This window comes from Verrucomicrobiota bacterium, assembly GCA_038744685.1.
GTDB lineage: Bacteria > Verrucomicrobiota > Verrucomicrobiia > Opitutales > Puniceicoccaceae > Puniceicoccus.
The window spans coordinates 13501-37579 of sequence record JBCDMB010000007.1; the positions used below are offsets into that span (position 1 = coordinate 13501).

A 24079-nucleotide genomic window follows, 5' to 3' on the forward strand; every position below is an offset into this window, starting at 1 on the left:
GCATTGGTTTTTCGGAGAAGAGGAACGAGGCTTCGAGCCGTTTGGAGCTAATTTATAGCCCCTAATTGTTTTAGAATCAGATTGGCCGTCCGCTCGACTGAACCGCGGTTCTCTCGGTGCCAGGCAAGGGATGCGGCAGACATAGACGCACGTTTCTCGGGATTGAGTGCTAGTTCAACCAGAGTGGTCTCCACCTCACCTTCATCCTCCGCGCGAAGTGCTCCGCCTCGCTTCTCCAAACCGCTACAAGCAGCTTTAAAATTTGTCATTTGGGGACCGTATACGATCGGTTTGCCTAGGGCAGCAGCTTCAATGGGAGTTTGGCCACCGTCACTAGGTGGCAAGCTTTTCCCGACAAAAACAAGATCCGACAACGCAGTAAAGCTCTGTAGCTCTCCGGTCGTATCAGCAAGATAGACTCGGTCCCCACTTTTACAAGGGCCATCTACGCTGCGGACGGACGCAGACAGTCCGAGGTTCTCGATCTCCGCGATTACCCCGGCCCTTTTCTCAGCATGACGCGGCACGATGACGAGTCGTAAATCGAGCCCTCTGCTCGCAAGAACCTGGTAGGCTTTGACCAACGGAGTCGCCTCACCCGGCCACGTCGACGAACCAAGGAGAATCAACGGAGGCTTGACCGACAGCTCCGATACGAGACCGAGCTCTCTTAGTTCAGAGAGTCGCTTTTCGGGATTCGGAAGCTCAATCACATCGACGTCGAATTTCAGGTTTCCAAAGACCTCAACTGGAATCGTGCCCTCGAGGAGCTCATCAAAACGCTCAGCATCCTCCTTTGAGCCGGCACATACCTTGGTGACTCCTCGAAAAGGAAATCGTCCGAGGCTTCCTGCCTTCTGATAACGCCGGAAGGATCTGTCCGACAACCGCGCGTTGATCAGATAGACCGGGACGCCTCTCTTTTTTGCCTGATGGAGGTGCTCCGGCCAAAGCTCGCCTTCCATGAGGATGCAAAGATCGGGTCGGAACCGCTTCCAAACTTTTGCACTCACCGGCCAGAGATCCACCGGAAAGTAGGCAAGAAAATCGGCTCCAATGTTCTTCTCACGGGCAATTGCGAAACCGGTGCTCGTGGTCGTAGTAAGGACTACCTGAAGATTCTGGTTTCTCTCTTTGAGGAGTTTGATTACTGGCTGAATCGCCAAAATTTCACCGACACTAACCGCTTGGATCCAAACGACTCTACCACCTTCTTTCCGATTGAAGGAGGGGGGGAATCCCAGGCGATCGGCGAATCTCTCTCCGTAACCTCCGCGTTTGAGGATTCGCTTCAGGTAGAAAGGCAGGCCTACGATCAGCGCGAAGGGAAAGAGTAGGCGGTAGAGCCAAATCATTCAATCTCCGCAAGAAGCGAGCGAAGCAATTCCTCGGTTTCACTGGAAATAGGAGCCAAAGGCAGACGAACTTCAGCACTCTGGAGCAGTCCCATTTCCCGAAGGACGAACTTTACCGGAACCGGGTTTGGCTCGACAAAAAGTGCGCTAAACAGAGGCGCAAAGCGGCGAAAAATCCTGTTGGCCTTTTCCGGGTTGTTGGAAAACGAGTCCACCATTTCGATCAACTCTGCGGGGAACGCATTGGAGGCAACGCTGACGACACCGGTAGCACCCAAAGAAAGAAACGGAAGGGTCAGTCCGTCGTCACCACTCGTTACGGCAAACTGATCGTCAAGAGCACTTACGAGGGAAATCACCCGATCACAAGAACCACCGGCCTCCTTGATTCCGCATACCAAGGGATACTTTTCCCGAAGACGAACGACCGTCTCGACCCCGATCTCAATCCCACAACGGGAAGGAATTGAATAGAGCAAGATTGGAATACTCGTGGCTTCGGCAATTGCAGAGAAATGAAGAAAAAGTCCCTCCTGATTCGGTTTGTTGTAATACGGTGCGACCAGCAAAAGTGCATCGGCTCCCACATTCTCCGCCTCCTTTGACAGGTGGAGCGCCTCGGCCGTCGAATTCGATCCCGTTCCCGCGATTACAGGAACCTTTCCTCCTGAAAGCTCCCGCACCTTTTGGATCACACCGATGTGTTCATCGGTAGTTAAGGTTGGAGATTCACCCGTCGTTCCCACAGCAACCAGACCGGTCACACCGGCTTCCATCTGCGCAGCTACCAGCTTTTCCAGATCCGCCCAGGACACTTTGCCATCAAGCATCGGGGTGGCGAGGGCTGTCTGCACCCCACGAAAGATAGTTGTACCGTCTGCCATGTGCTCCTATTCCTAGGCACTTTCCGATTGTGGTGTCACCAAAAAAGGGTGAGTAAGGTGGGGATTGGTTTCGGGTTTCAGAATGGGTTCGACGGTGGAAAAAGTTGAGGTAAGTGGTGTAGTCGTGAGGGGTCATCGCGTCGCCTCAGGAAATGCAGAGGATTCTCCTTACCCGGCAGGAACAATTGCGCTACAGACTCCTTTTTTTAGAGCGCGAGGGGTCGATGTTGGGCGTTTTTTTCCTGGAACAATCAATGTTTCCATTTCCCCTCAACAAGTGTCCGAAATCAGACCCAAGGTCACTTTGGATCGTGTGCAATGGGTATCCGATGTTCCTCCCGAAACATTTTCCTTCTTAGACTGTGTTCTGAATTTTGAGACCGTCTGCTACCACGGGTTGGTCTATTATCCCCACCCTGAGACTAAAGTTCGACACTTTCAGTCGAAATCAATTATCGAGGTTTTGATGCCAAAAGTCCCTTCTCTCACCTACGGTAGTCGAGTTGTTTTATTCCTGGATTCTAGTGAGATCTCTTTTGCTTAAAACGCTCACTGTGAGAGGTCGTTGGCGAGCCAATTCCGTTTCGTGTTTTTCGACGCTGCGAAGGTCGAGCCGGAAGCAAACTCGACATAAGCTTTCTCCGTGTTCATCTTTTTCTCTATGGGAGCACATGGCAGCACTGATGGTTCGCACGCAATTGACGCCATCCATTCTATTCTGGCGCATGCGGTCCGGTTAGGGGCAAGTGATATACACCTGAAGGCATCAAAAGTGCCGGTGATCCGCTGCCGGGGGCAGCTCAGCGAATTGGAAGGCCAAAATCCACTCGAACCAGAAAAGATTCGTTTCTTTATCGAGAAGACTGCGGTCGGGATTTTTCGGGATCAGTGGGAGAAGGAATTTCAAGTGGATTATGCCTACCGTTTGGAGGATGTCGGCCGTTTCCGGGTCAACGGTTTTCTCCAGCGCACCCTTCCTGGATTGGTTTTCCGTCTGGTGAACGATAGTCCGCCGACCTTGGAGAGTCTGAACCACGAGCCCGAGCTTTTCCGTGACCTTTGCAAACTGAAAGATGGGATCGTTCTAGTCTGTGGGGCCACCGGGTCCGGAAAAAGCTCTACGCTGGCAGCGATGATCGACCTGATCAACAAGGAGGACAAAAAGCACATAGTAACCCTCGAAGATCCGATTGAATACACCTACACGGACGACAAGTCGCTCATTAACCAGCGAGAAATTGGAATAGATATCCACTCTTTCGATAGTGGATTGCGTGCGGTTCTGCGACAGGATCCGGATATTATCCTGATTGGAGAAATGCGGGACAAGGCGACTTTTGAAACTGCCCTTCGCGCAGCAGAAACCGGGCATCTAGTTTTGTCTACGTTACACGCAGCACACTCTCAGCAGGCGGTTCGGCGTCTCTTTGAGTTCTTTCCGGCCGAGCAGCAGGAACTCATGAAACGCCAGATTGCTGAGGCCTTGCGATGCACAATCGTCCAGAAGCTGATTCCCAATATCCTGGGAGACGGACGGATGCCCGCTAAAGAGGTTATGGTGGTCGATCCATCCGTGAAAAAAGTCATTGAGCTCGGAAAGTTTGAAAAGCTCGCTTCAGCGATTGAGGCAGGAAAAGACAGCGGTTCGAATACCCTCAATTGGGATCTTTATCGTTTGGTGAACGAGGGATCGGTTTCAAAGGAAAGTGCAATGGCTTTCTCGCCGAACCCGAAGCAGCTTGAGATGAACCTGAAAGGAATCTTCTTGAGTACGGGCGGTCTTGTAAGCTGAAACAGTGAATGGATAAATTCAGACCCGGCGTTCTTTTTTCAGGTCAGGGTGCTCAGGAGGTGGGCATGGGCATGTCTCTGCTCGAAGAATCACCCCTGGTGCAGGAGAGGCTTAACGCTGCAGATGATCTCCTGGGGTGGAAGCTTTCACGGATCATGTTTGAAGGCCCTGCGGAGGAATTGACTGAAACCCGTGTCTGCCAACCCGCGCTTTTTGTTCATGGGATTATCCTCTACGAACTTCTTTTGGAGAAGGGAGTCATCCACGGTCCTGCGGCGGTTTCCGGTCTTTCGCTTGGAGAGCTTACGGCTCTAACGGTCGGTGGCGCCATGGATTTTGAAACGGGTCTGCGTCTGGTGGCAGAGCGGGGACGTTTAATGCAAGAGGCCTGCGAGAAAACCCATGGTAGTATGGCAAGCGTGATCGGGGGAAGCCGCGAGGAAGTCTCCGCGCTGTGCGAGGAGTGCGACGTGGAAATGGCGAATTTGAACTGCCCGGGCCAGATCGTGATTTCAGGAGAGAAAGATAGAATTGTCGCCGCCGTTGCCCTTGGAAAAGACAAGGGATTCAAACTTGTGAAGGAATTGGTCGTTGCCGGCGCTTACCACAGCAGTCTGATGGAGAGTGCCCGGGATGAGTTCGCTCCCTACGTAGAAAGTGCCGAAATTGGAGAACCCTTCTGTCCATTTTACGCCAATGTATCCGGTGGCCGGGTTTCTACCCCTCAGGACATCCGGAAAGGTCTTGTGGCTCAGGTGGTTTCTCCCGTGCTTTTTGAGGACTGTATGCGGTCGATGGCGGGAGAGCAGTCGGAACCGATCGAGCTCGTGGAATGCGGCCCTGGTAAAATTATCGCTGGATTGATCCGGAGAACTGACCGTTCCTGGTCATCAAGATCTTTCGCGGAAGTCGATGATTTCTCCGTCGAATGAATTTCCATCCCGGCTCTTTGTCTAAGACCTAAACTCCTATGCGCCCGACTGACTCGATTCGGAATTTTTGCATCATTGCGCACGTCGACCATGGGAAGACTACGCTCTCGGATCGGCTGCTCGAACTGACCCAAACGGTCGACCAGCGGAATATGAAGGAGCAACTCCTCGATTCGATGGATTTAGAACGGGAACGGGGGATCACGATTAAAAGCCACCCCGTTTCGATGGTTTATCAAGACAACGGCGATGACTTTCTCTTCAATCTCATCGACACTCCGGGGCATGTAGATTTCTCCTACGAAGTTTCACGCAGTCTCGCAGCCTGCGAAGGAGCCTTACTTCTAATCGATGCAGCCCAGGGAATCGAGGCGCAGACAGTGGCAAATGCGCACCTCGCGGTAGCTCAGGGTCTCGAGCTGATACCGGTGATCAACAAAGTGGATCTTCCCAGTGCAGAACCAGAACGGATCATGGAGCAAATCGAGGATGTTCTCGCGATACCCGCCGACGAAGCGATTTTGGCGAGTGCCAAATCGGGAATTGGTATTCCAGAGATCATTCGAGCAGTTGTCGATCGAGTTCCTGGTCCAAGATGGTTGGACGGCGAAGGCACCAGGGCACTCGTTTTTGACTGTGTCTACGACGGCTTCAAAGGAGTGATCTGCTACGTTCGAGTGTTTAGCGGAGAACTGAAGAGGGGGAGCAATATTTCTTTTATGGGTTCCGGCGTAAAGACTCAGATCAAGGAAGTGGGGCGCTTTTCTCCCGAGATGGTCGCAGAGGACTCACTGTCCGGAGGCCGGGTCGGTTACATCGTGACGGGAATCCGGGATGTGGCAGATGTGAAATTGGGAGACACCGTTACGCGGACTGATGACTTCGCAAAGGAAATGCTTCCTGGATACAAGGAAGTCCGCCCGATGGTTTTTAGCGGTATTTATCCTCTGGATACATCGGACTACGAGAAACTGAAGGCAAGTGTCGCTAAATTGCGACTCAATGACGCCGCCTTCGTCTTCCAGAGCGAAAGTTCTGCAGCTCTTGGATTTGGTTTCCGCTGTGGTTTTCTTGGACTTCTCCACATGGAGATCGTGCAGGAGCGAATCCGACGAGAATACGATCTCGATATTATTTCAACTTACCCCAGCGTCATCTATCGGCTTCGAAAAACCGACGGAACTGAAATGGAGTTGGACAATCCGGTTTTTTTTCCTGACGCAACCGAGATTGAGTGGATTGAAGAACCCATGATTCAAGCGACGATTCACACTCCTAACGATTGCATTGGCGACCTGCTGGCTTTGATTTCTGAGAAACGGGGAGTCTGTCTCCACACCGATACGATTGACCAGTCACGAGTCATGATTACGGCCAGGCTGCCCCTGAACGAGATCCTCGTTGATTTCAACGACCGGCTCAAAAGTCTGACCCACGGCTATGGGAGTATGGATTATGAACCTGAAGGGTATGAACAGTCCGACCTCGTGAGGATGGAGATTTTGGTCAACTCGGAGCCTATCGAGGCCTTTTCATCAATTGTTCACCGGCAAAAGGCGGAAACCCGCGGACGAGCTCTTTGCGGGAAATTGAAAGATCTTCTACCTCGTCAGCTCTTCAAAGTAGCGATCCAGGCCGCGGTAAACGGCAAGTTTGTTGCCCGTGAGACACTGAGTGCGATGCGGAAGGATGTAACTGCAAAGTGTTACGGTGGCGATATTTCTCGAAAACGGAAACTCCTTGAAAAACAGAAGGAAGGAAAAAAGCGCATGAAGCAGATTGGCTCGGTTTCAATCCCGCAGGAAGCCTTTGTTCAGGTCTTGCGCAGTAGTCAGGACTAATTCAGAAAACGGTAGATGTTCTCCAAGAAAAAGAAGATTCGAAAGCGGGCGGGCGAGTTCGCTGAGATGGCGAGAAAGATCATCAACTACCGAAAAGACCAACTGGGGTCTTCTGCAATCGCCCAATTGAAAGAGGTCGGGGAAAGTGCCTCCGCCGTCTCTGCGGAGAAGGATCTAACCAACGAACGGCTTACTTCATTGGCAGGTGAATGGGATTCCGTCCTACGGCAACACGGTGGAAAGGTTTATCCGAAAACCTTCATCAGTGATAATGTCGAAACGTTTCTTGTAGCGGCGATCATCGTTCTGGGGATTCGCGCATTTTTTCTCCAGCCCTTCATAATTCCGACGAATTCAATGTATCCTACTTACAGCGGGATGTACCATCAGTTATACGAAGCAGGGGAGGGGCCCTCGCTCTTGGAAAAGCCATTCCGTTTCGTCCTTTTCGGCGCTCGCAATCAGGAGGTTGTCGCAGATTCCAACGGAGCCCTGCGCATACCGTTGTTCATCAATCAAGGGCCAAGGGCTGCCTTCGAAGTGGTCGACGGAAAGAAGTGGATATTCGTCCCAACGAAGCTAAAGCGGTACTTTTTATATGTTGGAAACCAACCCGTCTCGTTTGATGTGCCTATCGATTTTGACGCGGATTCAATGCTCATCGACCGCTACTTCCCAGACTACAATTCTTGGTCGGAGGTAGTCGAAGCCCAGCAGGCAAACGGTGGATTCAGTCGTCAAAATGCTCGCATGGGTTCGGTGACAGTGGCTGGCGGAACCTTTCAGTCCGGAGATACGGTGCTCGACTTCGATGTACTGAGCGGGGATGCCTTGTTCGTCGATCGATTCTCCTACCACTTTTTTGCTCCCAAGGTAGGCGACCCAATTGTCTTCCGGACTAACTCAATCGATTACCCAAGAAGTCCACTTGGTGAGAAATATTACATCAAGCGGTTAGCTGGCACAGAAGGAGACGTTCTCGCGATTGAACCTCCGGCACTTCTAATCGATGGGGAAGTGGCAAGAGGGAATGTCGCATTTGAAAAGAACGCCGAGCAGATTGATGGATACAGGGGCTATGTAAATGATGGTCCGAATATGGATTACCTAACCCCAGGAACGACCTATGAGATTCCGGAAGACCAGTTTTTCGCCCTCGGTGACAACTCCAATAACAGCTTGGATAGCCGTTACTGGGGAAGCTTTGACGAGGATGCAGTGATCGGAAAAGCTTTATTCATCTATTTTCCCTTCACCAAACGCTGGGGTCCCGCAGAGTAACGGACATCCCACGAGAACGCTACCGACCTAAAATCCGCTCCTGCAGGAAATCACCTTCTTCACGGGTTAGGTCGAGGCTACGATCCCAGTCAAACTCGATCGTCTCGGTTCCACCAAGCAGCCTATATTCGGTATCCGTGTCGAAAAGAGTGGCTTCCACCGAGTAGTCCGGAAACGAGTCGGAGAAACCAGCGACTGACTCGTCTAGAAGAGCTGCCTGAAGGCGTCTGAGCTGACGTCTAGCGATTCGACCCGCGTAAACTGGGGACGCTGTCATTTTTACCTCGTAAACAATCTGCACCCGATTCTCAGCAACATTGATGACTAAGAGGTCGATTTCACCCAAAGTTCTACCGTTTCCATCCCAATAGACGAGGTTTGCCAGCACTATGAAATCTGGCGGTGGAAACTCTTCCCGTAGTTGTAGGTAGGCAATCGCCTCAAGCACAGACCCCACATTGCGGTAGTTAAACGGAAGGTCACGGATATCGTCGTAGTAACGATCAAGGATGTCAGAACGACTGGTCGTTTCGAGCTGACCCGCATCAACCGACGCCGCTTGAGACGCAGAAAAAAGAAGAAGAACGAGAAGTGACGATGCAATTGGGAGTTTCATGATCGAACTAACGCTTGTGTATCAAGCTCGAACACCGATCGCCTTTATGCGCACAATAAACATTATGTCTAATTAAAGTTTTTGCGCCTGATCGTGTAAAACCCCACTCGCTTGGCTTCTGGGTTTTATTTCCAATCATCTCCCTCACTCGCCTCGTCACCAACGATCTCAGGCGACCGTGTGTTCTCCGCTTTCCCATCGTTGAACGATTCGCTTATCGGCTCCCTCCCTTCAACCGCAGCCTCGAGAGCCTGTTTCCGCGATTCGCAGAACCGCAGCCGCTCTTTTCCTGATCGCTCAATTTGCTCTAACCGAGTTCTTGTATCTCCCGGTGCTGTGCAGACATAGACGTCGACTCCGGCTTCGCGGGCATCTCGAACCACGTTTTCAATCGCAAGCGCCACTGTGGTTGACAGAAGAGGAACATCCAAGAGATCGACAATCAGGGCTCTTGCTCGACCTAGTGCTTCGTGTTCACGGGCGAGAGCTTTAGCGACACCAAAGATCATAGGGCCACTCAGGTGTAATAAAATGATCCCGCCCTTTCCTTCCTCAAAGAGTGCCCTCTCCTCCGGAGTCATAGGGATATCGGCATCGGTCGGGTCGATCGTCCGAATACCTTTTTCCGACTGGATTCGGGATAGGCGGTCGATCGTTAAAACGTTTGCGACAAAGACCCCAAAACCAACCGCAAAGATTAGATCCACGAATACGGTCAACGCCATGACCGTGTACATAATGACTGATGCACTCCTGGAGACTTGATGGGCGCGCTTCAGGAAGCTCCAATCCAAAATGTCGAATCCGACCTTAACGGCGATCGCTGCCAGTATCGCCATAGGAACGACCGACAGATAAGGTCCCAAAAATAGGATGATCGAAAGGAGAATCGCCGCCCTCAAAATAGCGGCTATCGGAGACCTTGCCCCTACTTTTATGTTCACCACCGTTCCCATGGTTGCGCCAGCGCCCGGAAGCCCTCCAAACAGACTCGACACGATGTTTCCCACGCCCTGCCCCCTCAGCTCACGATCCGAATCGTGTTGATCCCGAGTCAAACTGTCGGCGATCATCGCCGTCAGAAGCGTGTCGACGCACCCTAAGATACCGAGAATAATACCCTCGACCAGAATGGTTCTCAGATGTTCGGGAGCAAAGAACGGGATTCTCAGATCGGGAAGACCCATTGGGATCTCTCCAATTCTTCTTAAATCATCTCCTGAGAAAAAGAGAAGCGCTGCTCCGGTTCCGACGACCAAAGCGACAAGATGCGGAGGGCAATAACGTTTCCAGCGGGAAGGCATCCGAAAGAGGATAATCAGGCCGACCAAAGCAATCACACACTCCTGCCAGCGGGCTCCTTCGACAATTTTCGGCAGAGACTTTACCACGGATATTGCTCCCCCAGAGGGAGAAGACACTCCGACCAACGGCGCGATTTGAATTAGAATCAGTAAAATCCCGATTCCGGACATGAATCCCGAAATCACGCTGTAGGGCATGAGCGTAACGTAGCGCCCTAAACGAAGCAGCCCGAAGACGAGCTGGGTTAGGCCCGCGACTAGGACTACCGCAAAGGCCGATTCCAGTCCCCTCTCTGGATTGGCGGCAACAAGCGAGGCAACCACGGCTGTCATGACCACCGTCATGGGACCTGTGGGCTCCGAAATGAGGGTTCGGGTGCCTCCGAAAATGGCTGCGAACAATCCGACGCAAACAGCCCCGTATAGCCCCGCTTCTGCCCCTGCTCCGGAGGCGACTCCGAATGCGAGAGCCATCGGTAGTGAAACGATCGCGGTCGTTACTCCTCCAAAGAGATCCCCTTTTGCAGAGAAGGATCGAAAGCGGTTGCCCGAGGATTTGGAAGCACTACTGGAAGCTTTCGGTTTGCTGGAAGCAGAAGTTAGACTCTCGGAACTCACCAAAATCGGATCATTCCACCTGCTTTCCGCTTTACAAGCGTCAATGCCCTCTGAAACTCACTTTCATGAAGATTGTGCTCGCCTATTCTGGAGGTCTCGACACCTCCGTCCTGGTTCATTGGCTCAAGCAGGAATACAATACAGAAATCGTCACCTTCGCGGCGGATGTAGGCCAAGAGGAAGAACTGGATGGCTTGGCAGAGAAGGCGAAGGCGACCGGTGCCTCGACTCATTACACGGTCGATTTGGTCGATGAGTTTGCCAGCGATTTTATCTATCCGATGTTTCGAGCGAATACCCTTTACGAGGGGCAATATTACCTCGGAACTTCAATTGCCCGCCCTCTCATTGCAAAAGCCCAAATTGAAATCGCCCGGCAGGAAGCCGCAGATGCCGTAGCCCATGGTGCCACCGGGAAGGGTAACGATCAGTGCCGATTCGAGCTGACTTACGCGGCATTGGCTCCAGATCTACGAATCATTTCACCCTGGAGGGATAGGAATTTCCGAAAGACTTTTCCTGGGCGGAAAGAGATGATCGACTATTGTCGGGAAAATAACATCCCAGTCGAAGCAAGTGCTGAAAAGCCGTATTCGATGGACCGGAATCTCCTCCATATCTCCTACGAGGCCGGGATTCTCGAGGATCCTTGGTTTGATCCAACGACCGTTGAAAACCGGGAGATGTATAAACTTTCCGTCGATCCGGAAATTGCCCCCGATGAACCACGATACCTAGAACTCGAGTTTGAGAAGGGTGATTGCGTTTCCGTCGACGGCAAAAAGTTGGACCCTGCGGGGGCTTTAAAGGCGCTGAACTCAATCGCTGGCCAGCACGGTATCGGACGCGTGGACTTGGTCGAGAATCGATTTGTCGGAATGAAGAGCCGGGGCGTTTACGAAACTCCTGGTGGAACTCTTCTTCTCCATGCAAGACGTCAGGTGGAAAGCCTCACCCTAGACCGCGATCTTTCGCATCTCCGCGACACGCTGATGCCACGCTACGCGGATCTCGTGTATTATGGATTCTGGTACGCGCCAGAACGGGAGGCTTTGCAGGCTTTCATTGACGAGAGTCAACGAATGGTGACTGGCACGGCGAGGCTCAAGTTGTATAAAGGTTCGATCACAACGGTCGGACGAAAGTCGCCCTACTCTCTTTACGACGCGGAGGTCGCCTCCATGGAAGGAGTGGCGAGTGACTACAATCCCGACGATGCTTCAGGCTTCATTCGTCTTCAGGCACTTCGGCTGCGGGCAAGAGCTTCCGCTCAGGGAGGAGCAAGAGTTGAGAGCACGAGCAAATTGTCCCATGAGTAGGTATCGGAATTTCAACTACAATATACCTTGTTCGAACAACAGCTATTGACTATGAAACACTATCTTACACTTCCTTTTATTTTCGCGTCACTTCTGTTCGCAGGTTGCTACAGCAGCCCTGACTGGGAAGAATCCGGTCCCGAAGTAGGTCCGGTAGCGCAAGTGCTTGATGGGGACGAAGATGCTGACCCTCTGGCAGCAGAAATTGATCTCTCTAACGAGGCCGCTGAAGAGAATATTGAAGATCCGATGATGATTGATCGCGCCCCACTGGGAATGTAGGACCGACAAAAACTTGCCTTGTTGAAGAGCTTCCCCAAGGGAGCGGCCCACCCTTCCCTCGCAGTTTCGGTCTTTACGGATTACCGCGAGCAGGCGAAGATCACGCCAATTTGAAACGCTTTTGGCCATACCTCAAGATGCTGGCGCCTGTGAAGTGGCAATTCATGGGAGCCGTTGTTGCTGGGATCATTTACGGGCTCGCGAGTGGGTTTGGCTTGCCGTTCGTCAGCAGCGTCGTTTTTCCAAAAATCTTCAATCAAGCTGAATTCGCTCATTTCTCTGAAGAGGTCAGGGAGGAGTTGAGTGGGGAACAAATGGCTGCACTCACCGAAGAGATGGATAAGATTTTGACCCCGGAGCAGCGGAAAGAGCTCGGTTGGTCTGAAGACCCTGACGGAGATGTATGGATGCTCTTTCTCGCGGTGGCAGCATTGCCACTTTCCTTTGGCGTGAGAGGAATTGCCGGTTTCACCAACGTCTACTGGATCAACTACTGCGGGGTTCGGGTGCTCGAAACGATCCGGTGCCGGATATTTTCCAAGCTGCAGGTTCTTCCTCTTTCCTTCTTCCAGAAAAACCAAACAGGTGAACTGGTCAGCCGCGTTGTGGTGGACACCACCCAGCTTCAGAATGGGATCATTTTCGTTGCCAACGATCTCATCAAGCAACCCGTCACCTTCATTGGCGCGATGGGTGCACTGTTATTTCTGTCACTACGACAAAACGACCTAGCATTCATTTTGTTATGCCTTCTCACCATTCCGATCGCAGTCTTACCGATTCGGTATGTCGGCCGAAAAATGCTAAAAAAAGCGCGGTTAATGCAGGATGAAGCTGGGGACCTCACAGGAATCTTGAGCGAGAACTTGTCGGCGCCTCGTGAAGTGAGGGCCTTCAACCTGAAGGAGCGGGAGGAAATGCGATTCTTTCAATCGGTTCGGAAGCTCTTCAAGCACCAGATGAAGGTAGTGAAATATGGTCATGTGCTTACTCCCAGTATTGAATTCATTTCAGCCGTCGGAATCGCCATCGCGATTTTCTACGCCGCCAAACGGGGAGTTACTCTAGAGCAGGTCGTCCCTCTTATCTTCGCCCTCTACATGTCGTACGATCCGATCAAGAAACTCGGAATGATTCACAGTAAGATGCGACAGGCCACGGCCTCGTTGGAGAGGATCGAATACATTCTCAACTCTCCTACTTCCGTTCCGGACCCGGAGAATCCGGAGAAGTTTGTGGCTGGCGATGGGCAGATTGACTTTGAAGACGTGAGCTTCTCCTATCAGGACACACCCACTCTCGAAAAGATTGATCTCCAAATTCCCGGTGGGCAGGTAGTTGCCCTTGTCGGACCTAGTGGTGCCGGCAAGTCGACTTTCGCCAATTTGGTGAGCCGTTTCTATGATGTAAACGAGGGAACCATCCGCATCGGTGGGAGTGACCTCCGAAAAATTGCGAAGGCGGAACTCTATGAGTCTATCGCACTCGTTTCCCAGGATCCTGTGCTCTTCAACGATACCATCGGCGAAAACATCCGAATCGGAAGACAAGACGCCACCCAGGAGGAGATTGAAGAGGCGGCCCGGAATGCGTTTGCCGACGAGTTTATTGCCGAGCTTGAGAATGGCTACGACACCGTAGTGGGGGAAAAAGGCACCCGTCTTTCCGGTGGACAGAAGCAGAGAATAGCCCTTGCCAGAGCGTTTCTTAGGAACGCCCCTATTCTCATTCTGGATGAGGCTACCTCAGCCCTTGACTCGGAAAGCGAGCAAAAGATCCAGAAAGCCTTGGATCGCCTTCTTCCCGGAAAGACCGCGATCGTAATTGCCCACCGATTCAGCACAATTCGCAGTGCCGGGCGAATACTGGTATTCGAGAACGGCAAAATTATCGCCGACGGTCCTCACGATAAGGTTTACGCTGAATGCGCACTCTATCGGGATCTTTACGATAAGCAGGCGTAAATCAAAGCCCTCTCCGAATCGAAATCCGGATCCGCAAGTGGTTCAGGTCGACTTTTCTTCTCTTTTAGCAATCCACTCCCACCCGTCGTCCTTCGAGAACTCACTGTAAACACCGTGACCTCGGTTCTTTGAACCGCGGTATGGAACTGAAGCTATCCTCGGAACTTTGTTCCGACGCCACCATTAAACTTAGCCCGGCAGACTCCGTCCCGTATCTTTGAGAGCCTGCAGTGTTGGAGAATTCGCCGCCTTAGACCATTTTTCCGGGGGACCGGCGTAGATCAATTCTCCTCCCTCATCCCCGCCACCCGGACCGAGCTCTACTACCCAGTCTGCTAGTTGAATGACGTCGAGATCGTGTTCGATGATGAGGATTGTATTTCCGGCATCCCTTAGCCGGTAGACTACCTCGATGAGTCGAGCAATGTCATCCCAGTGCAAGCCAGTAGTTGGTTCATCCAGAAGATAAAGAGTGCGTCCCTGTTCCCGTCGGCTCAGCTCCGTTGCGAGCTTGAGGCGCTGGGCCTCTCCTCCCGACAAAGTGGTAGCTGACTGCCCAAGTTGAAGATATCCAAGACCCACCTCAATCAGCAGATCCAGTTTCGCGAGAATCGCTGGATTTCGACTGAGTGCGTCCCGAGCCTCCTCTATGGTCAGCTCAAGAACCTCCGCGATATTGAGGCCCCGATACCTGACTTCTAGAGTTTCCCGATTGTACCGTTTGCCCTGACAGCTTGGACATTCTACAAAGACGTCGCTCATGAACTGCATATCGAGCCGAATGAGTCCATCCCCTTTGCACCGCTCGCAACGGCCACCGGGCACATTAAAACTAAACCTTCCCGGAGTGTAGCCGCGCACTTTTGCCAAGGGAGTCTTGGAAAACAAAGACCTTAAAATGGAGAATATTCCGGCAAACGTAGCTGGATTCGAACGAGGACTTCTTCCGATTGGGGACTGGTCGACTTGCACCACAGAGTCGAAACTTTCCCATCCGGAGATTCCTTTATGCACGCCCGGAATGGATTTCGCCCGATTGAGTTTCCTCGCGGCCGCAGCACCAAGAACATCATGAACCAACGTGCTTTTTCCCGAACCCGAGACTCCGCAAATCGCTGAGACCAGTCCCACAGGAAAATTCACTGTAATGTTCTTGAGGTTGTGTTCCGCAGCCTCTCTCACCTGGATCGCGTCTGCGGTCTTTCTTTTCGGCAAACGCAGATCCACAAGGCTTTCCTTTCCTGAAAGATAGGCTGCTGTCCGACTTTCGCTATCAGGTGGAATGGCTTTAGGGCTCCCGGAGTAAACCAGTTTACCTCCAACCGATCCGGCCCCAGGGCCCAATTCGATCAGGTGATCGGCGACCTGAATCATCTCGGAAGAGTGTTCGACGACCACTACTGTATTGCCACGGTCCCGGAGCTTCTGAAGGTTTCTGATCAGTCTTTGAATATCGTTCGAATGAAGACCGATGCTCGGCTCATCCAATACGTAGATGACGCCAACCAATCCCATTCCGAGCTGGGTCGCGAGGCGCGCTCGTTGCGCTTCACCCCCACTCAAAGTGTGAAAAGGCCGGTCAAGTGTTAGGTATCCCAACCCAACCTCTTCGAGGAAACGTAACCGGTGAGCCAGACCCTCCAATGCCTCCTCGACTTCATCGCCAGCCTGTGCGCGGAAACTACCATCGACGAGCTTCAGGGCAGAAGAAATTGAATGGGAGAGAAATTGAGGTAGAGAAACCCCTGCGACGAGAATGGACCGTGGGTAGGCGCCGAGCCTTGCTCCGCCACACGAAGGACAGGGAAGCTTGCGCTGGTAGGCGACCAAGCGAGCACGTAATCCATCGCTCGTTGAGGTCCGGTAAGACTCGTCAAGGTCTGGAAGCACTCCGGGAAATGGGAACTCCTGCGCTTTGCGGTTTCCCGGTCCAAGCTTAAATAGAAATTCCTTTTCTCCCGACCCATGAACAATCAAATCCCGCGTACCATCGTCGAGTTCTTGCCAGGGTGTTGTAGGATCGAAAGGAAGCTGTTCAGCTAGCTGGCGCAAAAGGGCATTTCTTCGGATAATCATCCGTTTCGAACCAATACGCCACGGTTTGATCGCACCCTTCTTTACCGATAAAGATGGATCCGGAATCAGGAGGTCCTCGTCAAATTGGAGAATTTCTCCGAGACCGCCACATTCCGGACAAGCCCCATCCGGATTATTCCATGAGAAAAGTCTGGGATTGGGAGCGGGATAAGTAGTCCCGCAAATCTCGCAAGCATGAGCTTGGCTCAGCAAAATCTCCCTCGAAGCCTCTTCCTTTGTTGCCTGACTGAGAATAACCGCTCGATCTCCACCTTCGGAAAAAGCCAACTCTAGCGAATCAGCGATTCTACCTCTCTGGTCTGGTCGAAGAACGATTCGGTCAATCAGTAGTTCCAGCTCTTGTTCCTTCCTCGATCGGTCAATCAGGCCTTTTTCCTCAAGACCTGCAATCCGTCCGTCAATGCGCACCCGGGTGAAACCCTTGTGCCGCAAGGACTCCATTTCTTCACGGATGACGGATGGCTTCGCTACCATCTTTGGAGCGAAGATTTGGATACGGCTCCCTTCCGGCTCCTCAAACAAACGATCAAGGCAATCATCGATAGAACGCCGGGAAACCCTCCCACCGTCTTTGGGACAGAATGGAACGCCCGCCACCGACCAGAGAACTCTCGCAAAATCCAACACCTCCGATATGGAGGCCACTGTGCTTCGAGGGTTGATACCATGACCCGTCAATTGCTCAATCGCGATGACGGGTGAAAGCCCTTCGATGAAGTCCACCTCTGGGCGGTCCACCTGATCCAGCAACTGTCTCGCCTTCGGAGAAAGGCTTTCCATGTATTTTCGATACCCTTCTCCATAGAGTGTATCAAAGGCCAGTGAGGACTTCCCGGAGCCACTGACACCTGTCACCACCGTGATCTTACCCCTCGGAATCTCGACATCGAAATTCTTCAAGTTGTGCTGCCGAGCGCCTCGGATATAGATTGAGTCGGGACTTGCCATTTTCTGGATCAACGTAGGAATGGACTTTGAAGCCGTTGTTTGGCAAGCGCAGGTGAGGTTGACCAAGAAAATGGTTCTGGCAAAACCTCATCTGACGCACTATCCACAAACCATGAAGGAAAAACCAGTGCTGTATATCAAAGCGGGATGCCCATGGTGCAAGGAAGCGCTTGTGTTCTTCGATCAACACGGGGTCGATCTCACGGTTAAGGACGTCAACCGAGAGAGCGATGCAATGATGCAGATGGTCGAAATCAGCGGTCAGACCAAAACTCCTACTTTTGAGTTTGGCGATTTTGTTGTGGCAGACTTCGATACCGATGAGTTTATGGCTGAGCTCGATGAGTTTCCAGAAGTCCGGATCCAACTTGGAATCGGAGACGACGAGACCTGATCCGAATCCTTTCCACTAGTCACCCTCTCCCACCATGAAAGTAAGGTTAGTTCTCATCTCACTCTGCATTTCTTCTTTATCCGCTTCTGCGGCCGGACCGGATATTTCCGGCTGGTCAATTACCGTAAAGGGTGGACCCGCCTTTCCGGTTATGGGGGATTTTTCGGGAAGTGCCGCCGAACAAAGCACCACTACTACCGATCCGGATGGTAACGAGGTGGTTACCGGAAATTCCGCCAATATTCTCGGACTCGACTGGTCAGACGCTTACGACGATTTTCTCGACCTAGCGATTGAGATCGATTTTTGGGAAGGCCCCACGAGAAGTCTTTACCTCGGACTTTCGAGGACGATGGCCAGTGGGAAGAACGCTACTCTCGGCTCATTCAACGGAAGTAATGTTACGGCTACCTTCTCGGATTACTCGGATACTGGAATCTACGCAGGATTCCGATGGGGTCTAGGCAACTCGGGTTGGATTAAGTCTCTGATTTCAGTGCAGGCTGGAGCGACCATCATCGATTCGATCGATGCGGACGTCACCAACATCCCGAACGTGACCTCGATTGCCTTTTACCAGCGATCAACGGTCTTCAGTGGTGGGGTGTTTATTTCGGTTATCCTCACCCCGCTGGATTTCCTCGAGGTAGGGATTGAGAGTGGCTTCCGCTATCAAACCGCTCCCAAAGGAGATAATTCACAAATCGATTTGCTGGGCCTCCAGGGGATCAACTCAGAGGGAGATCTTGGTCTCGTTCCCGTTCGGATTCTCGCAACGATTAAGTTTTAGCCTTGCGAAAATCGTAGTCGGAAGACCCCACGGCACCCGTCAGGACTTCCCTTAGACAAGGGTGTGCAGGGTCACCTCGGCCGGCGCGTTGAGTCGGAATGGTAACTTACATCCTCCGCAGCCGTTCGACGTGTAGCCTTGGAGGCCCTTATACTTCCACCTGCCCGAGACCATTCGAAGCGGACACCCGTGACTTCCAGTAATGGGAATTCCACATGGAAGTGAAACCTGCCCTCCGTGGGTGTGACCAGACAGCATCAAATTGATGCCATTCCTTTCAGCGTCCTTGTAGTTCTGAGGACTATGGGACAATCCGACGACCGGGCCATCCCAGCTTATCGCCCTAACCGCATTTTCAAACGAATCAGTGCCGAACTGACGGGCATCGTCGACACCTGCCAACCACACTCCCCCATCTCCGTTCGGTATCCAAACCGATTCGTTCATGAGCACTCTCACCCCTAACTCTTCCAGAAAAAAGCCGACCGATAAAACATCATGGTTCCCCAAAACCGCGTAAACGGGACTTCGGAAGCAGTGAACCAATTGCTCCAGATGCTCCTTGGGAACCGCCTCGCCACTGAAAACCAGGTCAAAGAAGTCACCGGTGATACAGACTAAGTCGTATGGTAACTCCTCTACTGTAGACCTAACCCGTTCAATAACTCCCGGATCAAAGTCCAGATGCAAATCAGTTACCTGAAGAATCTTTAGACCCTCTGCACCTGGACTCAAACCATTCATTCTCCAAGTCGAAGTCTTGACTCTAAGGTCCTGAAAATTTCTTCGGGCTCGTTTCTCCAAGCCCGACCATCGAACCATTCGCTCAAGGAGACGAACTGCAAGGCGACGATCTGCCAATCCGTCTGTGTGGACGAAAAGGGGTCGCAACCGCTCTCTCAATAGCCTTTCCCGGGCAAGACGCTGACGAAGCAATTTTTCACCCATTCGATCACTCAATCCCTGATACTCCGGTAGGTTCGGAATCTCAGTGAGTAATTCTTCTTTCGCACTGGGTTTTAGCGTAAGCACAGATAAAAAACGGTTTTTTGATGGACAACCTGAAGCGATTGAACAACTGGATAATTCTTCAAGACATGAGTTATAAGCTTTTTATTCCCGGCCCAATTGAAGTTTCGGCGAAGACCTACCGGGCTATGACGACGCCCGTCGTAGGGCACCGGAGTCCTGATTTTGTTGACCTATATCAGTCTGTTCAGCCGGGGTTACAACGACTTTTCGAAACCTCTGATCCTGTTTTTCTGAGCACCTCAAGTGCTTGGGGCGTGATGGAAGGAGCGGTTCGCAACCTGACGAAAAAGAAGGTCCTCAACTGCATGTGTGGTGCCTTTTCAGACAAATGGTATGACGTCGCAAAGCGGGCAGGCTTTGCGGCTGATCCCCTTTCGGTTGAGTGGGGGCGCCACATTGATCCAGAAGAGCTTAGGAAACACCTTGAAACCGGCGAATACGATGTCGTTACCCTCGTCCACAATGAGACTTCGTGTGGAATGATGAATCCTCTGGAAGAGATCATGGAGGTCCTCCGTGATTTTCCTGATGTATTCTCTGTTATCGATACGGTTTCCTCCTTTTCGGTTGTTCCGGTTCCGAAGGACGAACTGGGAATTGACGTGATGCTAACCGGGTCCCAAAAGGCTCTCGCGCTCCCGCCGGGCCTTGCCCTGATCTCAGTCTCCGAACGGGCTTTTGAACGGGCGAAATCGGTAGAGGGCCGCGGCTACTACTTTGATTTCATTGAATTCAGAAAGAATCACGAGAAGGGAATGACTCCAAGCACTCCGGTGATCCCGCTCATCAATGCCCTCAAATCGAAGATCGAGGATATCGAAGCGGAAGGGATCGAGAATCGTTATCAGCGGCACTCAGACTTGAACGACATGGTTCACGACTGGATGGAGAACCATGGGTTTTCCCTGTTGCCGGAAAAGCAGTTTGCTTCGAAATCGCTGAGCTGCATCCGCAACACGTGGGACGTTGACCTGGCACTCATCAACAAGCGACTGAAAGACGAATTTCAGATGGTGATCGACATCGGCTACGGCAAATTGAAGGGGAAAACCTTCCGGATTTCGAACATGGGAGACGAGACAAAAGAAACGATGGGCGAACTCCTGGGGAACCTCGATTCGATCTTTGCCAGCTTGTAGTTTGAGCTGGATGTTCACATGAAGACCCTCGTCATCGCAGAAAAGCCCTCGGTTGCAGGGGACCTCGCCAGAGTTCTTGGCAAAGTTCCCAAGAAAGGCGATTTCTACGAAAACGATGAATGGGTAATCAGCTCTGCCTTAGGGCATCTCGTTGAACTCCAAATGCCTCAGGAGATCGACAAGGCGTATAGCAAATGGACACTCGATAACCTCCCGATTGTCCCACCGAAGTTTAAGACTAAACCGGTCGAGAAAACAAAGAAGAAGCTACAGGAATTGAAGCGCTTGATGAAACGTCCCGACGTCCGGGAGATCATCAATGCCTGTGATGCTGGCCGGGAAGGAGAGTTGATTTTTACCCTGATTCAGGAACAGGCGAAGGTAAAAAAGCCCGTGAAGCGCCTCTGGATGATGTCGATGACCCCAACTGCTATCCAGAAGGCCTTCGAGGAGTTAAGGGAGGAGCAATCCATGAAACCGCTTCAAGACGCTGCTAAGAGTCGTCAGGAAGCAGATTGGCTCGTCGGTCTCAACGCTACCCGTGGGGCTACGGTTACCTTCGGCCGAAGAGGCGGCACCGCTGCCAACGTGGGTCGCGTTCAGACCCCTACCCTTACCATGGTCTGTGACAGGGAAGATGAGATCAGCAGCTTCGTCCCCACCCCTTACTGGGAAGTTGTCGCGCAGTTTTCAATTTCAACGGGAACCTACGAAGGCACGTATCAGCGGATCGACTTCAAGAAGTCAGACGAGCTCCCTCATGACCGGGCCTCTCGAATTTGGGAAAAGGTGGAAGCCGAGCGCATTGCGAAAGAAGTCGAGGGTGGAATTGCATCGATTACCGAAAAGAAAAAGCGCTCCAAGCAGGCGGCTCCAAGACTCTACGACCTCACTACTCTTCAGCGGGAGGCAAACAACCGCTACGGTTTCTCGGCCGCAAATACGCTTTCGATTGCTCAAGCACTCTATGAGCGGCACAAAATGCTCACCTACCCCCGAACAGATTCCCGAGCACTTCCCGAAGATTATGGAAGCTCTTGCCGCGATTCCCTTGCGAATCTCCCTGAGAATTACCGTCCTTTCACGGATTTTATTCTCAGTGGAAATCGGATCAATCCAAAGGATAAGCGTATTTTTAATGACAAGCAGGTAAGCGATCACTTTGCCATCATACCCACCGACCAGAAGCCACGCACCTTGAACGATGCAGAGCAAAAAATCTACGACATGGTGGTTCGCCGTTTTCTCGCAGTTTTTTATCCTTCTGCAGAGTATGACGTCACGACTCGTGAAAGTGTCGTTGGTGGACATACTTTCCGCACCGATGGCAAGGTCTTAGCTGAGCCGGGTTGGCTTGCAGTCTATGGAAAGACCGCAGGAACTTCCGATACGATTCCCCCGCTTCCGACACCGGATGGCGCAGATGGCAATCCTGTGGAAGGTGCCGTTGAAGACGTTGAGGTTAAGGGAGATGAAACGAGACCTCCTCCACGCTACACCGAGGCGACCCTGCTTTCAGCCATGGAAAATGCCGGAAAACAAGTCGAGGATGATGAGCTTGCTGAAGCGATGCGTGAACGCGGCCTTGGAACCCCAGCGACCCGAGCTGGTATCCTCGACAACCTCGTCTATCAGAAATATTTGGAGAAAGATGGGAAGGAATTGTTGCCCACCACAAAAGGGGAAGCCCTGATTCAGTTTTTACGGGCCTACGATATCGATTTGTTGACCAGCCCCGCTCTTACCGGAGAATGGGAATACCGTCTCAAGCAGATTGAGGAAGGAAAACTGGGACGGAAGGAATTCATGGACGGGATTGAAGAGGTTACCCGCCAGATCGCGGAAGCGTTGAAGAATCCCCCCGCTCCAACGGAATCTTCCCTTCAATCGATCACTGACGGAAAGCCTCTTCTGGAAAACTTTAAGGCATTTGTTTCCAATGACTCCGTAACCGTGAACAATCGGCAGATTCCGGCCCTCCAGGTGAACAAAGTCATCGGGAACCGAGCAATGGAGGAGGAAGAGGTCCGGGAGCTACTGGAGAAAAAGCAAATCGGACCACTCGATGGTTTTCGTTCGAAAGCAGGAAAGAGCTTCTCAGCAATCGTAAAACTCATTCAAAAGGAGAACGGTTCTTGGAGAGTGGAGCTCGACTTTGGGGATTCGTCTAATGGGGAGAACGGCGAAATTGATTTGAGTTCTGCAGAGGTTGTGGGCGTTTGCCCTCTTTGTGGGGCGAAGGTCTACGAAACTCCGAATGCCTACATTTGTGAAGAACGGGCCAGAGACCGGAAAAACTGCGACTTTCAGGTGGCGCGAAACATTCTTGGAAAAACCATCGAACGTCCAGTCTTCGAAAAACTGCTCAAAGACAAAAAGACGGATCTTGTGCAAGGCTTTCGATCCAATCGAACCAAGCGTAAGTTCGATGCGTTTCTAGTCCTGAAGCCAGATGGCAAGCTGGGATTTGAGTTTCCCGACAGGCCAGCCCGAAAATCCGCTCGGAAACGGGCAAAAAAGCAGGCCAAATCCGGCTAACCCGTATCCCGCCATGGGAGGTTGTCTTCGCGGCTCCCATCGAGGTCGGTAAACGGATCAGGTGACCGAGTCGTCAAGCAGGCCATGAAGGATTGATTTCAATGGGAATCATCTACATCGTTGAATGACACAGAGACCTGCTCGGACTTCCTAAACCCTTCTGAAATTATGAGCCCCTACTTAGCCGAATTTGTCGGCACTACAATTCTCGTTCTTCTCGGCAACGGAGTGGTCGCCAATGTCCTCCTGACAAAAACGAAAGGGCACGATGGTGGATGGATTGTGATCACTTTTGGTTGGGGATTGGCGGTCGCGGTGGCCGTTTACTCGGTTGCTCGGATCTCTGGCGCTCATATCAACCCGGCGGTTACCGTATCGCTCGCTTCAATAGGTTCATTTGAATGGACGAAGGTTCCCGGATATATATTAGCCCAGATGGCAGGTGGCATCTTCGGTTCGTTTCTCGTCTATCTAACCTATCTAGCTCATTGGAAAGAAACCGAAGATCCGGCGCTAAAGCTGGCTTGCCACAGCACCGCACCGGCAATCCGAAAATTTGGACCAGCATTTCTTACGGAGGCAATCGGAACTGCGATGTTGGTATTTGGAGTCCTTGCCTTCGGGAAGATCGCACTCGGTGTAGACACTAGCGAGGCCGCCTGGGCTGCCGTCGTCGACACCTGGTTTGGTCCGATTCTGGTAGGCGTCATCGTTCTCTCGATCGGTCTTTCTCTTGGCGGACCCACGGGCTACGCAATCAATCCTGCCCGCGATCTTGGCCCGCGCATCGCCCATGCGATTCTCCCCATCCCGGGTAAAGGTTCATCGGATTGGCAGTATTCCTGGATTCCCGTCCTTGCACCTATTGTCGGTGGAATTATTGGAGCCCAACTTTTCGTTCTCCTCAGGCTGTAGATTCAAAACGAATTTTTCCTACCTCAAACAAGAATCCT

The 24079-nt window shown here is 52.0% G+C and carries 18 protein-coding genes; 12 read left to right on the forward strand and 6 right to left on the reverse strand.

Features of this window, described 5'->3' with window-relative positions:
- Positions 1-47: 47 nt before the first annotated feature.
- Positions 48-1355 carry a 3-deoxy-D-manno-octulosonic acid transferase gene (locus AAGJ81_05990; protein MEM0965681.1) on the reverse strand — a complete coding sequence of 436 codons (1308 nt, stop codon included), beginning with the start codon at positions 1353-1355 and terminating at the stop codon, positions 48-50.
- Entirely contained in the window at positions 1352-2239 is an 888-nt protein-coding gene (dapA, locus tag AAGJ81_05995) for a 4-hydroxy-tetrahydrodipicolinate synthase (protein ID MEM0965682.1), read from the reverse strand. The genes AAGJ81_05990 and dapA overlap by 4 nt, the downstream gene beginning before the upstream one ends.
- Positions 2240-2882: 643 nt before the next feature.
- Here dapA and AAGJ81_06000 point away from each other — a divergent pair.
- From AAGJ81_06000 to lepB, 4 genes are read left to right on the forward strand one after another with little or no spacing between them, the layout of a single operon-like run.
- Positions 2883-4031, forward strand: coding sequence for a PilT/PilU family type 4a pilus ATPase (locus AAGJ81_06000; GenBank protein ID MEM0965683.1), 1149 nt, complete (start codon positions 2883-2885; stop codon positions 4029-4031).
- An 8-nt stretch (positions 4032-4039) separates the two neighbouring features.
- On the forward strand, positions 4040-4963 hold the full coding sequence (fabD, locus tag AAGJ81_06005) for an ACP S-malonyltransferase (protein MEM0965684.1): 924 nt from the start codon (positions 4040-4042) through the stop codon (positions 4961-4963).
- A gap of 38 nt (positions 4964-5001) precedes the next feature.
- Complete coding sequence (gene lepA / locus AAGJ81_06010; GenBank protein ID MEM0965685.1) at positions 5002-6804, forward strand: translation elongation factor 4; 1803 nt, start codon at positions 5002-5004, stop codon at positions 6802-6804.
- Positions 6805-6819: 15 nt separating this feature from the next.
- Positions 6820-8085: a signal peptidase I gene (gene lepB / locus AAGJ81_06015; GenBank protein ID MEM0965686.1), complete on the forward strand. Its 1266-nt coding sequence runs from the start codon at positions 6820-6822 to the stop codon at positions 8083-8085.
- A gap of 19 nt (positions 8086-8104) precedes the next feature.
- Here lepB and AAGJ81_06020 read toward each other — a convergent pair whose 3' ends face one another.
- Both AAGJ81_06020 and AAGJ81_06025 read right to left on the reverse strand, forming a co-directional pair.
- Positions 8105-8701 carry a hypothetical protein gene (locus tag AAGJ81_06020; protein ID MEM0965687.1) on the reverse strand — a complete coding sequence of 199 codons (597 nt, stop codon included), beginning with the start codon at positions 8699-8701 and terminating at the stop codon, positions 8105-8107.
- A gap of 125 nt (positions 8702-8826) precedes the next feature.
- A complete protein-coding gene (locus tag AAGJ81_06025) occupies positions 8827-10623 on the reverse strand; it encodes a SulP family inorganic anion transporter (protein MEM0965688.1) in 1797 nt (598 codons plus the stop codon).
- A 65-nt stretch (positions 10624-10688) separates the two neighbouring features.
- Between AAGJ81_06025 and AAGJ81_06030 the strand changes: the two genes are divergently transcribed.
- From AAGJ81_06030 to AAGJ81_06040, 3 genes are all read left to right on the forward strand, one after another.
- Positions 10689-11942, forward strand: a complete 1254-nt coding sequence (locus AAGJ81_06030; GenBank protein MEM0965689.1) for an argininosuccinate synthase — start codon at positions 10689-10691, stop codon at positions 11940-11942.
- Between the two features lie 51 nt (positions 11943-11993).
- On the forward strand, positions 11994-12224 hold the full coding sequence (locus tag AAGJ81_06035) for a hypothetical protein (GenBank protein ID MEM0965690.1): 231 nt from the start codon (positions 11994-11996) through the stop codon (positions 12222-12224).
- Positions 12225-12373: 149 nt separating this feature from the next.
- Complete coding sequence (locus tag AAGJ81_06040) at positions 12374-14188, forward strand: ABC transporter ATP-binding protein (GenBank protein ID MEM0965691.1); 1815 nt, start codon at positions 12374-12376, stop codon at positions 14186-14188.
- A gap of 189 nt (positions 14189-14377) precedes the next feature.
- Here the strand turns inward: AAGJ81_06040 and uvrA are convergent, their stop codons facing one another.
- The gene (gene uvrA, locus AAGJ81_06045; GenBank protein MEM0965692.1) at positions 14378-17233 is read right to left on the reverse strand and encodes an excinuclease ABC subunit UvrA; all 2856 of its coding nucleotides are present in this window, start codon (positions 17231-17233) and stop codon (positions 14378-14380) included.
- A gap of 112 nt (positions 17234-17345) precedes the next feature.
- On the opposite strand from uvrA, the gene AAGJ81_06050 reads away from it, so the two are divergent.
- Both AAGJ81_06050 and AAGJ81_06055 read left to right on the forward strand, forming a co-directional pair.
- On the forward strand, positions 17346-17627 hold the full coding sequence (locus AAGJ81_06050) for a glutaredoxin family protein (protein ID MEM0965693.1): 282 nt from the start codon (positions 17346-17348) through the stop codon (positions 17625-17627).
- A gap of 34 nt (positions 17628-17661) precedes the next feature.
- Positions 17662-18417, forward strand: a complete 756-nt coding sequence (locus AAGJ81_06055) for a hypothetical protein (protein ID MEM0965694.1) — start codon at positions 17662-17664, stop codon at positions 18415-18417.
- Positions 18418-18468: 51 nt separating this feature from the next.
- On the opposite strand, the gene AAGJ81_06060 is transcribed toward AAGJ81_06055, so the two are convergent.
- Positions 18469-19449 carry a metallophosphoesterase gene (locus AAGJ81_06060; protein ID MEM0965695.1) on the reverse strand — a complete coding sequence of 327 codons (981 nt, stop codon included), beginning with the start codon at positions 19447-19449 and terminating at the stop codon, positions 18469-18471.
- Positions 19450-19514: 65 nt separating this feature from the next.
- Between AAGJ81_06060 and AAGJ81_06065 the strand changes: the two genes are divergently transcribed.
- The 3 genes from AAGJ81_06065 to AAGJ81_06075 all read left to right on the forward strand — a co-directional run bounded on the left by AAGJ81_06065 (position 19515) and on the right by AAGJ81_06075 (position 24041).
- Complete coding sequence (locus AAGJ81_06065) at positions 19515-20588, forward strand: alanine--glyoxylate aminotransferase family protein (GenBank protein ID MEM0965696.1); 1074 nt, start codon at positions 19515-19517, stop codon at positions 20586-20588.
- 18 nt (positions 20589-20606) lie between these two features.
- On the forward strand, positions 20607-23126 hold the full coding sequence (locus tag AAGJ81_06070; protein MEM0965697.1) for a DNA topoisomerase III: 2520 nt from the start codon (positions 20607-20609) through the stop codon (positions 23124-23126).
- A 168-nt stretch (positions 23127-23294) separates the two neighbouring features.
- Positions 23295-24041, forward strand: a complete 747-nt coding sequence (locus AAGJ81_06075; protein MEM0965698.1) for an MIP/aquaporin family protein — start codon at positions 23295-23297, stop codon at positions 24039-24041.
- Positions 24042-24079: the final 38 nt, after the last annotated feature.

What these genes read in the sequence shown, in the direction of transcription:
- dapA (MEM0965682.1), bottom strand. Translation starts at nt 2,239, where the DNA reads ATGGCAGACGGTACAACTATCTTTCGTGGGGTGCAGACAGCCCTCGCC.
- AAGJ81_06020 (MEM0965687.1), bottom strand. Translation starts at nt 8,701, where the DNA reads ATGAAACTCCCAATTGCATCGTCACTTCTCGTTCTTCTTCTTTTTTCT.
- lepB (MEM0965686.1), top strand. Translation starts at nt 6,820, where the DNA reads ATGTTCTCCAAGAAAAAGAAGATTCGAAAGCGGGCGGGCGAGTTCGCT.
- AAGJ81_06070 (MEM0965697.1), top strand. Translation starts at nt 20,607, where the DNA reads ATGAAGACCCTCGTCATCGCAGAAAAGCCCTCGGTTGCAGGGGACCTC.
- lepA (MEM0965685.1), top strand. Translation starts at nt 5,002, where the DNA reads ATGCGCCCGACTGACTCGATTCGGAATTTTTGCATCATTGCGCACGTC.
- AAGJ81_06050 (MEM0965693.1), top strand. Translation starts at nt 17,346, where the DNA reads ATGAAGGAAAAACCAGTGCTGTATATCAAAGCGGGATGCCCATGGTGC.
- AAGJ81_06035 (MEM0965690.1), top strand. Translation starts at nt 11,994, where the DNA reads ATGAAACACTATCTTACACTTCCTTTTATTTTCGCGTCACTTCTGTTC.
- fabD (MEM0965684.1), top strand. Translation starts at nt 4,040, where the DNA reads ATGGATAAATTCAGACCCGGCGTTCTTTTTTCAGGTCAGGGTGCTCAG.
- AAGJ81_06075 (MEM0965698.1), top strand. Translation starts at nt 23,295, where the DNA reads ATGAGCCCCTACTTAGCCGAATTTGTCGGCACTACAATTCTCGTTCTT.
- AAGJ81_05990 (MEM0965681.1), bottom strand. Translation starts at nt 1,355, where the DNA reads ATGATTTGGCTCTACCGCCTACTCTTTCCCTTCGCGCTGATCGTAGGC.
- AAGJ81_06030 (MEM0965689.1), top strand. Translation starts at nt 10,689, where the DNA reads ATGAAGATTGTGCTCGCCTATTCTGGAGGTCTCGACACCTCCGTCCTG.
- uvrA (MEM0965692.1), bottom strand. Translation starts at nt 17,233, where the DNA reads ATGGCAAGTCCCGACTCAATCTATATCCGAGGCGCTCGGCAGCACAAC.
- AAGJ81_06055 (MEM0965694.1), top strand. Translation starts at nt 17,662, where the DNA reads ATGAAAGTAAGGTTAGTTCTCATCTCACTCTGCATTTCTTCTTTATCC.
- AAGJ81_06065 (MEM0965696.1), top strand. Translation starts at nt 19,515, where the DNA reads ATGAGTTATAAGCTTTTTATTCCCGGCCCAATTGAAGTTTCGGCGAAG.